This window comes from Rubritalea tangerina (assembly GCF_042683245.1).
Classification (GTDB): Bacteria; Verrucomicrobiota; Verrucomicrobiia; order Verrucomicrobiales; family Akkermansiaceae; genus Rubritalea; species Rubritalea tangerina.
Window position 1 is genome coordinate 18,712 of sequence record NZ_JBHUJB010000040.1, and the last position, 12,209, is coordinate 30,920.

Annotated in this window: 12 protein-coding genes; 5 read left to right on the forward strand and 7 right to left on the reverse strand. The window is 52.6% G+C overall.

The annotated features are described in order from the left end of the window. Window positions 1–14: 14 nt before the first annotated feature. Both ACFSW8_RS09920 and ACFSW8_RS09925 read right to left on the reverse strand, forming a co-directional pair. Complete coding sequence (locus ACFSW8_RS09920) at window positions 15–947, reverse strand: SRPBCC family protein (protein WP_377088588.1); 933 nt, start codon at window positions 945–947, stop codon at window positions 15–17. A 74-nt stretch (window positions 948–1,021) separates the two neighbouring features. Further along, complete coding sequence (locus tag ACFSW8_RS09925) at window positions 1,022–2,602, reverse strand: DNA recombination protein RmuC (protein ID WP_377088586.1); 1,581 nt, start codon at window positions 2,600–2,602, stop codon at window positions 1,022–1,024. 113 nt (window positions 2,603–2,715) lie between these two features. Here ACFSW8_RS09925 and ACFSW8_RS09930 point away from each other — a divergent pair, with 113 nt between their 5' ends. From ACFSW8_RS09930 to ACFSW8_RS09940, 3 genes are all read left to right on the forward strand, one after another. After that, complete coding sequence (locus ACFSW8_RS09930) at window positions 2,716–3,351, forward strand: superoxide dismutase (protein WP_377088584.1); 636 nt, start codon at window positions 2,716–2,718, stop codon at window positions 3,349–3,351. 144 nt (window positions 3,352–3,495) lie between these two features. Continuing rightward, window positions 3,496–4,344, forward strand: coding sequence for an NAD(+)/NADH kinase (locus ACFSW8_RS09935; RefSeq protein WP_377088580.1), 849 nt, complete (start codon window positions 3,496–3,498; stop codon window positions 4,342–4,344). A gap of 117 nt (window positions 4,345–4,461) precedes the next feature. After that, window positions 4,462–6,555, forward strand: coding sequence for a GDSL-type esterase/lipase family protein (locus ACFSW8_RS09940; RefSeq protein WP_377088578.1), 2,094 nt, complete (start codon window positions 4,462–4,464; stop codon window positions 6,553–6,555). A gap of 118 nt (window positions 6,556–6,673) precedes the next feature. Here the strand turns inward: ACFSW8_RS09940 and ACFSW8_RS09945 are convergent, their stop codons facing one another. The 4 genes from ACFSW8_RS09945 to rplU form a co-directional block, all read right to left on the reverse strand. Then, a complete protein-coding gene (locus ACFSW8_RS09945; RefSeq protein WP_377178127.1) occupies window positions 6,674–8,371 on the reverse strand; it encodes a DEAD/DEAH box helicase in 1,698 nt (565 codons plus the stop codon). Between the two features lie 238 nt (window positions 8,372–8,609). Beyond that, window positions 8,610–9,281 (reverse strand): PEP-CTERM sorting domain-containing protein, encoded by a 672-nt coding sequence (locus ACFSW8_RS09950; protein ID WP_377088572.1) that lies wholly within the window; start codon window positions 9,279–9,281, stop codon window positions 8,610–8,612. Window positions 9,282–9,690: 409 nt separating this feature from the next. Then, window positions 9,691–9,942 carry a 50S ribosomal protein L27 gene (gene rpmA / locus ACFSW8_RS09955; protein ID WP_377088570.1) on the reverse strand — a complete coding sequence of 84 codons (252 nt, stop codon included), beginning with the start codon at window positions 9,940–9,942 and terminating at the stop codon, window positions 9,691–9,693. 29 nt (window positions 9,943–9,971) lie between these two features. Further along, window positions 9,972–10,283, reverse strand: a complete 312-nt coding sequence (rplU, locus tag ACFSW8_RS09960; RefSeq protein WP_377088568.1) for a 50S ribosomal protein L21 — start codon at window positions 10,281–10,283, stop codon at window positions 9,972–9,974. Between the two features lie 137 nt (window positions 10,284–10,420). Between rplU and tsaE the strand changes: the two genes are divergently transcribed. Continuing rightward, entirely contained in the window at window positions 10,421–10,846 is a 426-nt protein-coding gene (gene tsaE / locus ACFSW8_RS09965; RefSeq protein WP_377178129.1) for a tRNA (adenosine(37)-N6)-threonylcarbamoyltransferase complex ATPase subunit type 1 TsaE, read from the forward strand. Window positions 10,847–10,861: 15 nt separating this feature from the next. On the opposite strand, the gene ACFSW8_RS09970 is transcribed toward tsaE, so the two are convergent. Then, a complete protein-coding gene (locus tag ACFSW8_RS09970; RefSeq protein WP_377178131.1) occupies window positions 10,862–11,521 on the reverse strand; it encodes a phytanoyl-CoA dioxygenase family protein in 660 nt (219 codons plus the stop codon). Between the two features lie 125 nt (window positions 11,522–11,646). On the opposite strand from ACFSW8_RS09970, the gene ACFSW8_RS09975 reads away from it, so the two are divergent. Then, window positions 11,647–11,880, forward strand: a complete 234-nt coding sequence (locus ACFSW8_RS09975; RefSeq protein ID WP_377088560.1) for a hypothetical protein — start codon at window positions 11,647–11,649, stop codon at window positions 11,878–11,880. Window positions 11,881–12,209: the final 329 nt, after the last annotated feature.

Here is a 12,209-nt window from a genome sequence, read left to right on the forward strand (position 1 = left end):
CACCGTGCTCATCCCTATTTCAAGGGCAAACAAATCAGTGTCACTGTCGATGCCTCCCCAACCTCTCCTGGCATCGATACATACTTCTCAAAGGGCATCACTTCCTTGCTCTGCTTGAACAGTCGAGCCCGTGCTCGCAACATCGCCGCTGACCAAGCATTACCAAGATGGCGGTATGCCCCCGTGTGCCCCACCACATACGCGCGACACGCCGCACGCTCACCACTCTCAAAACCATACGGCACCTCAGAAAGGCTCTCCTTCAGCGGGTGACACACTCGGTAGTGCACCAAGCCCTGTTTCAAGTCCCACTTTCGGTATATCGTAAACGGCTTGCGCGAAGCCTCTGCTAACAGACCCTTGTTCTCTTCCTTTGCCGCCCACTCCATTAACTTCCCGAAATCCTCCTCCATCGCAGTCTCCATCGCATCAATCGCACAATGACGCTCAATCCCTATGTACGGACAGCCAGCAATCTCCTGCTCCCCGACAAAATCCAATGTCGAGTGAATCACTCCAGTCTCCAACAATTCCTTCAGCATCTTCAAACCTCGCTGGTAATCCATGCGCACTAACTGAACCATCGTCGGCTTCAGCCAAAAAAGGAAAAATGGCAACTTGCTCGCCATGGTCCACCGCACCTCAGTCCCCCCATCAAGCTCGCTCAACCGCATCTCCACCTGCGCTCGCGAACGCCAGGGCTTCTGAAAAACTAATGCAAAGGCGATGGATTCGTGAGGCGTCTCCTTAGCAATCTCCATCTCACCCACCCCAACAAATGCTCCTTCCCACGTGTATCGGTGGTTCCCAAAATCCACCCGACATTCTGGATCACAAATAATCCACGGCGACCACTCCGGCCAGTTCTTTAAGTCGCGCAAGAACGCATACACGTCCTCACGCTTTTCCTTGATCGTTATCGACTCAGAAACGGAAAATGATGGCATACCTAAGCTATAGCACACTCTCTATCAGATGCGATAGAGAGAAGTGCTACAAATCCACCTAGCCTGGTGCTTGCTTAAATGCCGTCGCCTTCACCCTCTGCGGTGAAGCCTTCAAATTCAGTGTCACCTGAAACTACAGAGGCAAAGTCACCAAAGCCAGCTGCCGGCTCTAAAGCATCCATCGCCTCAGCCGCCTCCTGCATTTCCGCCTCCTGTACCGTCAAACTCGGAGTCACGACCTTGGTCTCACGCACCATTTTCTCACAAGGTCCAGCATCTGTAAGCCGTGTCTGCTCAGGTGCTGTCCCCAGCTCCTCAAACTTGCGGGCACTCACCAACACCCGTGAATCCAAGGACCCAACAGCATTGTTGAAATGATTTACAGTCGTCCCTAAGGACTTACCTAACTTGTCCACATGCTCAGTGAACTTGCTCAAGCGCTCATAAAGCTCTTGGCCAACCCCAGAAATCTCCTGCGCATTCTGAGCCAACGCCTCCTGGCGCCAACCATACGCCACAGCACGTAACAATGCGATCAAGGTCGTCGGTGTCGCCAATATCACTCCCTGGTCCACCCCCTTCTCAATCAAGCTGCTATCCTGTGCCAATGCCGCTGAGAAAAAGGCCTCGCTCGGTAAAAATAAAACCACAAACTCCGGACTCGTTTCAAACTGGTCCTGATACTTCTTGCTGCTAAGCTGCTGGATGTGCGTGCGCACCTGCGCAGCATGACGTGCAAGCGCCACCTCTTTAACAGCTTCATCATCCGCCTCCACCGCATCCAAATACGCATCCATCGGCGCCTTCGAATCCACAATGATATGCTGCCCGCCAGGTAATTTCACAATCAAATCTGGACGCAACTTTTTGCCCTCATCAGTCGTCGTAGTCGTCTGAGTTTCAAAGTCACAATGCTCTTGCATCCCACTCATCTCCACCACTCGGCGTAACTGCATCTCCCCCCATTGGCCCCGTCCAGTCGGCTGACGTAATGCCTTTACCAACTGTGACGTCTCCTTCTGTAACCCAAGATGCGTCTCTTGCATGTGACGCACTTGCTCGCGCAATGATGTGTAGGCTCCCTCCCGCGCCTTCTCTAATTCCTGAGCTTGCGTTTGCGCCTTCTCCAGTGACGCATTGATCGGCTTCACCATCCGCTCGACCGCCTCCACTCGCTTGTCCATGTCCACCTTCGCGCTGTCTTGCTGCGCCTTAAATGAGGTCTTGGCTAACTGTAAAAATTGCTCCTGACTCGCTTTCAACGCATCTTGTGAGAGTGCCTTGAAGGTGTCCGTGAACTTTTGTTCCGCTTTTGCTAACAATTCTTCCTTCTGCTTGAGGAGTTTTTGCTCAGCCTCGAGCTTCGCCCGTAAGCCAGCCTCGGTGCTCATCAAATCAGCTTCCTTGACCTTCAAAGCAGTGTTGTCTTTCTCCACATCCTTCAGGCGTCTATCAAGCTCATCAGCACGCGTCTTCTCAGCCGCTAATAAGCCCTCTAGCTTCCCTTCTATGGCTGAAACTGCCGCTTTCTTTCCCGAGCTGGCTAATAAACCAACAACAACGGCTACCACCACCGCTACCACACCAACAATCGCCCACATTTCAGGCGATACATCAGCTCCTAACATTGCACACATTTCCGGTGTCATCTTCATATCTTGATACTTGCGAAAATTGAAAGCCGCACCATACTACCAGCATCAGCTTTACTGCCACATGTGACTAACACACTCAGCAGTCAGCGCAAAACATATTAGAAAATATCATTATGGCACACGAACTTCCAGAACTCGGCTACGCATACGATGCTCTCGAACCACACATCGATGCTCGCACCATGGAGATCCACCACTCCAAACACCACAACGCCTACGTCACCAACCTCAACGCAGCCCTCGAAGGTACTGGCGAACTCGCTGAGCTCCCAATCTGCGCACTCGTTGGCGACCTCAGCAAGGTGCCTGCTGAAAAGCAAGCAGCTGTCCGTAACAACGGTGGCGGTCACCTCAACCACTCCCTCTTCTGGAATGTCATCACTCCTGGTGGCGCTTCCGCTCCTTCCGGCAAACTCGCTGAAGCAATCGATACCGCATTCGGCTCCTTCGAAGAGTTCAAAAAAGCATTCGCTGCCGCTGGTGCTACACGCTTCGGTTCAGGCTGGGCATGGCTCTGCGTAAAAGAAGACGGCACCCTCGCTGTCTGCTCCACACCTAACCAAGACAACCCAATCATGGGTGAGTTCGCTGATTGCTGTGGTTGCCCACCAATCCTCGGCCTCGACGTCTGGGAACACGCATACTACCTCAACTACCAAAACCGCCGCCCAGACTACATCGCTGCATTCTTCAATGTCGTGAACTGGGACGTCGTCGCAGAAAATTACGAGAAGTTCTCCAGCAAGTAAGCCCGAGAACCCAAACCGCATATCTCCAGCGTGCCCACTCACTCGGGCACGCTTTTTTTGTCCCTCACCACCCACATCCACTTTCCCCCATCTGACTCAATATAGAGCTTCACAGCTGGGCTATCTAACTTCACACTCACCAACATGAAAGTCGGCATCATCGCCAATCCTCACAAAGCAGGCGCAGCCAATACCATCCACGCCCTCACCACCCTATTGGCGAAATACCAAATCGAAGTAGAGTTAGAAAATGATTCTGCCAACATTATCCAATCCTCCTCCCCCTACTCCGCCACCGACCTCGCCAAACGCTGCGATGTTCTCGCCGTCCTCGGCGGCGACGGCACCATGCTCAATGCCGCACACCGGATCGGCCCCACCGACACCCCCATGGCTGGTATCAATATCGGCACGCTTGGCTTTCTCACCTCCTGCACAGATGACGAACTTCACCTCTTCGCTGAAGCACTCGTCGAACAATCTTTCAAAGTCGTCCCCAGAATCTTACTTCAAACCACCATTTCCTACGCCAATGGTAATACCGAAAGTGACTTTGCTGTGAACGAAATCACCCTCACAAGGGGGCAAACCGGACGCCTCATCTCCATCGACGCCTACATCGATGGCGCCCTGCTCAACCACTACCACGCAGACGGCCTCATCGTGGCCACCCCCACTGGCTCCACTGCCTACTCCCTCGCTGCTGGTGGCCCCTTACTCTCCCCAATCGCAAAAGCCTTTGTCGTCACCCCCATCTGCCCCCACTCACTCACCAATCGCTCGTTGGTCTTAGATGAATCATCCGTTGTCGAACTCGTCAGTGCCGACCCCACCGAATGCCCCTCATTCTATTCCATTGATGGCCGTGAGGTCATAGAACTCCCAGCCGACGCACGCATCGAAGTCAAAAAGGCCGACCACCAACTCCACCTCTTACGCCTCAAAGATAGATCCTACTTCTCAACTCTCAGACAAAAACTCCACTGGGGCTAGTGCGCTTACAGCTCAATCTAGCAATCATATCTGCACGTTCCTCCCCAGCATGACATGTATCCCTGAAAGGCATACTCAACACCTCAAGTACCCTTTCTCAACATTCGATCCGATACTATGAAATCCATACTCATCACGAGCGCAGCTCTAACTCTGAGCCTCGCCGCTCAAACTAAAATTGCCTGCGTTGGCGACTCGATCACCTTTGGAGCCGGCGTCGCCGCCCGCGAAAAACTCAACTACCCCGCCCAGCTCGGCTACCTCCTCGGCGACGACTACGAAGTCCGCAATTTCGGCGTCAGCGCCCGCACCATGCTCAACAAAGGTGACCGTCCCTACACCAAGGAAAAAGCCTACCAAAACTCCCTCAGCTTCGAGCCCAATATCGTCATCATCAAACTGGGCACCAATGACTCAAAACCTCACAACTGGAAATTTAAGGCCGAGTTCTCAGACGACACCAAGTCCTTGATCAAATCCTACCGTGACCTCCCAACCAAACCTCGCATCATCCTCTGCCAGCCAGTCCCGGTCGCCAAAGATCGCTGGGGCATCACCGAAAAGGTCGTGCGAAAAGAAGTCGCCCCACTCATCCGCCAGACCGCTCTCGAGGCCGATGTCGAACTCTTCGATTTCCACCCCAAACTCATCAACCACCTCGACTGGATCCCCGACGGTGTCCACCCCAATGCCTTCGGCGCCGAAGTCATGGCCCGCTCACTCCACACCTACCTCACCACCGAGCGCGACGAAACATTCACCACCGAATCAATGGAGAATGCCAAACTCGGAAACTTCCACGGCTACGCCATGCAGAACTTCAAGTTCCAAGGAACCTCCTGTAAAGTCGTCAGCCCCAAAGTCGCCGCCAAAGGAAAACCTTGGGTCTGGAGAGCCCGCTTCTGGGGCCACCAACCCCAATTCGATGTTACGATGTTAGAACTCGGCTGGCATGTCGTCTACTGCGATGTCGCCAACCTCTTCGGCGCACCTAAAGCCATCGAGCGCTGGGACAAATTCTACTACGCCATGCAGTCGATCGGCCTCTCAAAAACACCCTTCCTCGAAGGCATGAGCCGCGGTGGCCTCCCCATCCATAATTGGGCACTCGCCAATCCCAAAAAAGTAGCCGGCCTCTATGGCGATAATTGCGTCATGGATATCAAAAGCTGGCCCGCTGGTTTCGGCTCAGGCAAAGGCCACGCAAAAACGTGGGAACAATGCAAAAATGCCTATGGCTTCAAATCTGACGACGAGGCCAAAGCGTTCAAAGCAAACCCCATCGATACCGTCGAAAAACTCAAACAAGCTGGCATCCCCCTCCTCTATCTCGTCGGCACCGCCGATGACGTGGTCCCAGGAATGGAGAACGCACAACGCGCAGCCCAAAAACTCGACGGCTACGCAGAGCTCATCCTCAAAGAAGGTAAAGGCCACCACCCACACGCCCTGCCAAACCCAAAACCAATCGTCGATTTCGCACTGCGCTGTAACTACAGCTTTACCAACCCCGCCGCATTGCCATCCCCCTCAGCCGAGTTCCGCGGCGGACCTGCTGGCTGGGGCGGCGGCACATGGTGGGACCAACTCACTAAAATAAACCAACTCACCCAAGCAAACCAAGACCTCGAATTGATCTTCTTCGGCGACTCTATCAGCCAATCGTGGACCGGATCACAAAAACGACTCGCCGAAAAAGGCGGCAAGCGCCCCATCGATCGCTACTTCGCAGATAAATGGAAAACGGCTTCCTTTGGCATCTCTGGCGACCGCACCGAACACCTATTGTATAGACTACAAAATGGAAACTTCGATGGCCTTAACCCAAAAGCCGTCGTCCTCATGATCGGTGTCAATAACCTCCTCACCGCCCGACATAGCGCCGATCAAATCACCGGAGGAATCGAAGCCCTCGTCGAAGAACTGACCGCCAAACTTCCTGAGACCGAAATCCTCCTCCTCGGCCCCTTCCCTTCCGGACAAAACCCCGAGGAAGCACGTCGTAAAACAATCGCCAAAATCCAACAAAATATCGCCCCACTCGGAGATAAAGAACGCGTCACCTACCTCGACCTTGCTCCCGCATTCACCAACCCAGATGGTAGCCTCAAAGCCGAGGCCTACAGCGGAGATAAAATTCACCTCCGCCCCAAAGGCTACGAAATCTGGGCCGAGGCCATCCTCCCCACCCTCGAAAAAATTAGCCAGTAATTAAATACCAAAAGCGCGCCTCATCCGAAGCGCGCTTTCTTGTTAAATCAACCAATGAGCGCACTGCATAAGCCGCGCCCATTCATAGGGGCTACTGGCCCATGTGACGTGCAGGAGCCTAAAGGTCTCTGTCTAGGCGACAAGGGAACGGCTTCCCTCGCAACTTCTGCCCCTTGAGCCCATTAATCACCTTGTTCTCACTCCCCTCTGGCACTTGCACAAGAGTATGCTTCGGGAAAATGCGAATGCGTCCCAGTGAACCACTCTTCACATCACAAGAGCTGTAAATCATGCCGGCAATCTCCCCAGGCTTCACACCGAGAATACCACCAATACCAATAAAGACCTGCTTCATCCCATCAGCCACCTCATTGCGACGTGCCTCACGGTCAAAGTCCCCGCCGCGCTCACGGCGTCCACCACGTTCCCGACGCTCACCGCGGTCACGTCTCTCACCTCGATCCCTGCGCTCGCGCCCACGGTCATTGCCAGGACGGTCCTCTTGAATCTCCTCACCCTCACGTCCCACAGCTTCTCGCATCATCCCAAACAAGGTGCCAGCAATATCAGTCGCAGCGAACCCTTGCTCTAACAAGCGATCTACAAGGTTGAGGAATGGTGCTCCCTTCTTCTGCTCCTCGAGCTTGAGCTTCACACTCTCAAAAAGCACATCGGCACGCTTCCCTTCCACCTCTTCCTGAGATGGCACCTTCTCTCTGCGAATCTTGTGACGCGTATAGCGCTCCACATTCTGCAGACGATAAACGTCACGCCCGAAAACAAAGGACACAGCCTTACCTGTGCGGCCAGCTCGACCCGTACGCCCAATCCGGTGCACATAATCTTCTGGATCCTGTGGCAAATCATAGTTCACCACCAAATCCACTTCATCAATATCCAGACCACGAGCCGCCACATCGGTAGCAATCAACAACTCCACCTTGCCCTCGCGGAAGCGGTTGATCACACGCTCACGCATCTGCTGGGTGATGTCACCATGCAATCTATCAGCCGTAAAACCACGCGCCAATAACGCCTCAGTCGCCTCATCCACAGCACGCTTTGTATTACAAAAGACCACTGCCAGACGGAAGGCATTCATATCCAATAAACGCGAAAGCACCTCCACCTTAGAACGATTGCGAACCTCGTAATACGACTGGTCGATACGATCCACGGTCAATGTCTTCTTCGCCACCTCCACTTTCTCTGGAGCATCACCAAACTTAGAGATCAACCTCTCGACATTCTTATTCATCGTCGCCGAGAAAAATAAGGTCTGACGGTGCCCCTCAATCTGACTCAGAATCTCTTCCATGTCATCGCGGAATCCCATGTCCAACATGCGGTCCGCTTCATCTAAAATGACCAACTTTAAATCGTCAGTGCGCAATGTCCCACGACGCAGGTGGTCCATCAATCTCCCCGGTGTCCCCACCACCATCTGCGCCCCACGCAAGCCCTTGATCTGCCTGTCGATAGGTGCACCACCATACACTGGAGTCGCACGCATGCTCGGAAGCTTAGTGCCCAACTTGCGCACCTCTTCACATACCTGCACACACAATTCCCGGGTCGGTGACAATATCAATACCTGCGGGCGAAACAATTCTTGGTCAATCAACTCCAGCGCCGGCAAAGTGAACGCCGCTGTCTTACCAGAGCCAGTCTCAGAAAGCCCAACAATGTCCTTTCCTGAAAGAATCTTCGGAATCGCTAATGCCTGAATCTGTGAGGGAGCTTCAAAGCCTAGCTCGTTTACGGCATCAAGAAGGGGCTTGGATAATCCCAAGTCCGTGAATTTTAAATCGGTCATAATCAATACGGTTTGTCCTGCTCAAGCCGCGTCTGATCGATACCTATTCAACATAAATCAATGGCGGCCAAGGTGCTTATTCCACCTGCGAGGTCGCGAGCTATGCGCCCGCCCCTCAGAAATAGCAAGCATAATCCTGCCCTACACACACCTTCACAAAAAATGCGCGCCACCCAAGCACTGAGAGCGCGCATAAAAGACATCTCAATCTCCGATCACTCCGAGTCGAGAGATCGTATTACTTGCGACGACGTAAGATCAATGCAAGCCCTCCAAGACCAAGCAATGCCGTCGCCCCAGGCTCAGGAACTGCCACCGCTTCCACTTGAATCATGCCCAGCGCACTCCCCAACGAAATGGTATTGCCTAACCCAGCGGTAAATTCTAGTTCCTCACCAGCCATAAGCTCAGTGATGTTCGTGAAAGTTCCCGCACCCCCACCAGTATGGCTGTCCGTTGCCACACCAAAGCGCATCGTCGACAACTCGCCAGCACCAGCATTGCCAACATACCATTCGACAAGATCGACATCTAAATCAAAACTAATAAAGAGGGACTCTACACCCTGCTCTAATGCCGGCGCCCCATTAGAACCTGCACTCTGAGTCGTCAAGGTCTGAGCATCTTTCCCAGTACCACTTCCTGCTGCACCAATACCATTGCCTACAGATCCTACGAAAGCATCCGGAGCCGCGCCGCCTGATGGGACCGACGCTCCTGTGAAGTTCGACTCCGCTCTCACTGTCATTACCAAAGTGACCCCATCTACAATCATGCTATTGGTATAGAGCCCGTCACTTAGCGTAATCGTGTTGTTAGCCAGATCATTGTTATCAAATATAAAGGTCGCAGCCTGCGCCGAAGCAGCTAAAGCCACACTGGCTGCCACCGTCGTTATCGTTCTTATCATTGTTGTGTTTGTATGGTTGTGTTGTACACATCCCTCACGCTGAGTCCCTTACTCAGCTCGGGGAGTTTCCCTCCCACTCCATCAGCGCGTCGCACCAACAAAGCGGTCAGTGACTATCTGACAAGCACACCCCCACAAATGATCGCCCTTTCTCAACTTTTTCCCCCCACACACCACAAATAATTTTAAAATTCCCCCAATAAACCACCTAAGCCCATAGATTTTTAAAAGATCTCATGAACCCCACTTGATAATCCTCTACTCTTAAGAACCATCAACCTCCCGACTTCCCCGCTCATGCAACACAGCAAAATCCCCACACACACACAAATACCAGCCCGCTAAACAAAAAAATCGGCCTTAGGTGTGATTACCTAAGACCGATGGAAAATGAATCAGAGTCTCTGACTTACGCACTCAATGGAGCAACGTTTACGCGACGACCTGACTGGTCAAAGTAAACTGTGCCATCGATGTATGCGTGAACTGTGTGGTCTTTACCAATGTAAACGTTCTTACCTGGTGTCCACTTAGTGCCACGTTGACGAATGATGATGTTACCTGCTGTAACAACTTCGCCACCGAACTTCTTAACGCCAAGACGCTTGCTGCGTGAATCGCGGCCGTTCTTAACGGAACCTTGTCCTTTCTTATGAGCCATGGTGAGTGATTGTGTTAATGGTTATGAGATTAAGCAACGCTTACGATCTCGAGCTTAGTGAGGTGACGGCGGTAACCCTTTGTCTTGTGGTAACCTTGGCGACGCTTAAACTTGAAAGCAATACCCTTCTTACCGCGGAACTGGTCAACAACCTTAGCTTTAACTGTTGCACCTTCAACTACAGGCGCGCCAACTGTTGTGTTGCTACCGTCGTTGACGAGGAGAACTTCGTCAAATGAGATTTCGGAATCAACTGCTGCGTCGAGCTTCTCAACGTCGATTTGATCACCTGCTTGTACGCGGTACTGCTTACCGCCTGTTTTGAAAACTGCGTATGCCATGGTCTGACAATCGTTAATGGTTAAAATAGATGCTCCAACACAAGGGCGTGCTGGACTGGGCGCGGAATTGACCACAATTCGACCATATCCGCAAGATTTTTTTTGAACTTATCTCAATAAAATTCAAAAACTTCTCCATGCAATCGCTTTTCCCTATAGAAATCGACTCAGCTGAGGCCATGAAAGCCTTCGGAGCCAAGCTTTCCAATCAACTCTCCAGCGGTGACATCCTCGCCCTCATCGGCGACCTCGGAGCCGGTAAAACACACCTCACCCAAGGAATTGCTGAGGCACTCGGCCGTACCGACGCCGTCACCAGCCCCACATTCTCCCTCGTCAATGAATACACCGATTGCTCGCCTGAGCTCATCCACTTCGATTGGTACCGCATGGACTCTCCAGAAGAACTCCTCGCAATAGGCTGGGAAGATTACCTCGATCGCGATGCCATCCTCGTTATCGAATGGCCAGACCGCTTCCCCGAAATGATCCCACCAGCTAGCCATTGTATCCATATCGAACACACCCCCACTGGAAGACACCTCAGCTACGCACTAGCCTAACCAGTGTGCTGTCAGCTAAGCCCACTCCAACGCCTCATCTAATGCGTCGCGATGGGCGTACTCAAAATGCAATACCCTCCTGCGCCCTACCTCAGACGACCTCGCCGACGCATGTAACAATAAGGGCGACATCATCAAAACATCACCAGCATCACAGGCACAGACAACTTCATCCCCCCGTCCCACATGCCCAGCCACCTCACCCGGATCAAGCTTACCGAGCCGGTGCGACCCCTGGATCACGCGCAAAGCCCCATTCTCAGCAGGCGTCGGGTCCAAGTGAACCCTCAGCGTCAGCATCTGCTGTAATACTTCCACTGGCGGTTGCACATGCTCAGCCCCAGCCTTCTGCGACCACGGCCCGTACCCGGCGAGCGCAACTCGCTCGCGCACCATGATGGTCAAATCTTGATGCCATAATACCGGCCAGTTAGAATCTGCGGTCTTATCAAACAAAATGCTTCGTACTAATAAATAATCAGCTGGCAAAAATTGCCTCATCTTCTCCGCGTGCGCCAGCCCCATCACTAACTCCGATTTTTCGGCCACTCGACGCACACACACCTTTCCCTCACGCTCAGCAAGCCCATCGCACTCCCTGCGTAATCTCTCGATTTCATGCGCTTCTAGCACCTTCGTAAAAACTGCAAAACCATCTACCTTAAACCCTTCCATAACTCCGCCACCCACTAAGCAAAACCCACCCTCTATCACAAGCTCCAATCTCCAACCCAACTGTTAGCACAGCGCGATAGAATTACAGTTTACAGCCAGCCGAGCACCGCTATACCCTAGCACTAATGAAGCAAGGAACGATCATCGTCACATTCGCAAACCCAGATCATAAAGAGGACTTCCTCAAGGATATCAAAGTAGAGGAATCCTCTATCTTCATGAACGAAGGGAACGCGGTCCAACTACCACTCTACTTCACCGCAGAAGCCGAAGACCACAACCTCGTCGTCAGTGTCGAAGAAGGTGAGCCCGTCGAAGTGGAAGACGAAGACTTCGATCTCGACCTCGACGACCTCTAATACCATTGAGCGATACGAAAGGGACGAATGGCCGGAATGGGCTTGCAGAATATCAAGGCGGAGTGAAGGCCTCCCGCACGCGCGGGACAACTGAATGACAACGGTGACATTCGGCAAGATAATCCGATTTACTCTAAAATCGCGAAGCGCAAACTTCACAAGACTCAACCACACACCATTCTTCTATTCCGGGTCGAGAGATGGTATAAGCCTCTATCCCCAAAACTATCACTCCACGAGACACCCGTCCTGTGGAGTTTTTTTGTGCCCATCCGATTCCTAAAAACGAAGCAGACCATGCTCCCCATAAAAAAAGCGCGGAGCATTGC

Bases quoted from the DNA above. Each gene is read 5' to 3' on its own strand.
- ACFSW8_RS09920 (WP_377088588.1), bottom strand. From the start codon at position 947: ATGCCATCATTTTCCGTTTCTGAGTCGATAACGATCAAGGAAAAGCGT.
- ACFSW8_RS09925 (WP_377088586.1), bottom strand. From the start codon at position 2,602: ATGAAGATGACACCGGAAATGTGTGCAATGTTAGGAGCTGATGTATCG.
- ACFSW8_RS09930 (WP_377088584.1), top strand. From the start codon at position 2,716: ATGGCACACGAACTTCCAGAACTCGGCTACGCATACGATGCTCTCGAA.
- ACFSW8_RS09935 (WP_377088580.1), top strand. From the start codon at position 3,496: ATGAAAGTCGGCATCATCGCCAATCCTCACAAAGCAGGCGCAGCCAAT.
- ACFSW8_RS09940 (WP_377088578.1), top strand. From the start codon at position 4,462: ATGAAATCCATACTCATCACGAGCGCAGCTCTAACTCTGAGCCTCGCC.
- ACFSW8_RS09945 (WP_377178127.1), bottom strand. From the start codon at position 8,371: ATGACCGATTTAAAATTCACGGACTTGGGATTATCCAAGCCCCTTCTT.
- ACFSW8_RS09950 (WP_377088572.1), bottom strand. From the start codon at position 9,281: ATGATAAGAACGATAACGACGGTGGCAGCCAGTGTGGCTTTAGCTGCT.
- rpmA (WP_377088570.1), bottom strand. From the start codon at position 9,942: ATGGCTCATAAGAAAGGACAAGGTTCCGTTAAGAACGGCCGCGATTCA.
- rplU (WP_377088568.1), bottom strand. From the start codon at position 10,283: ATGGCATACGCAGTTTTCAAAACAGGCGGTAAGCAGTACCGCGTACAA.
- tsaE (WP_377178129.1), top strand. From the start codon at position 10,421: ATGCAATCGCTTTTCCCTATAGAAATCGACTCAGCTGAGGCCATGAAA.
- ACFSW8_RS09970 (WP_377178131.1), bottom strand. From the start codon at position 11,521: ATGGAAGGGTTTAAGGTAGATGGTTTTGCAGTTTTTACGAAGGTGCTA.
- ACFSW8_RS09975 (WP_377088560.1), top strand. From the start codon at position 11,647: ATGAAGCAAGGAACGATCATCGTCACATTCGCAAACCCAGATCATAAA.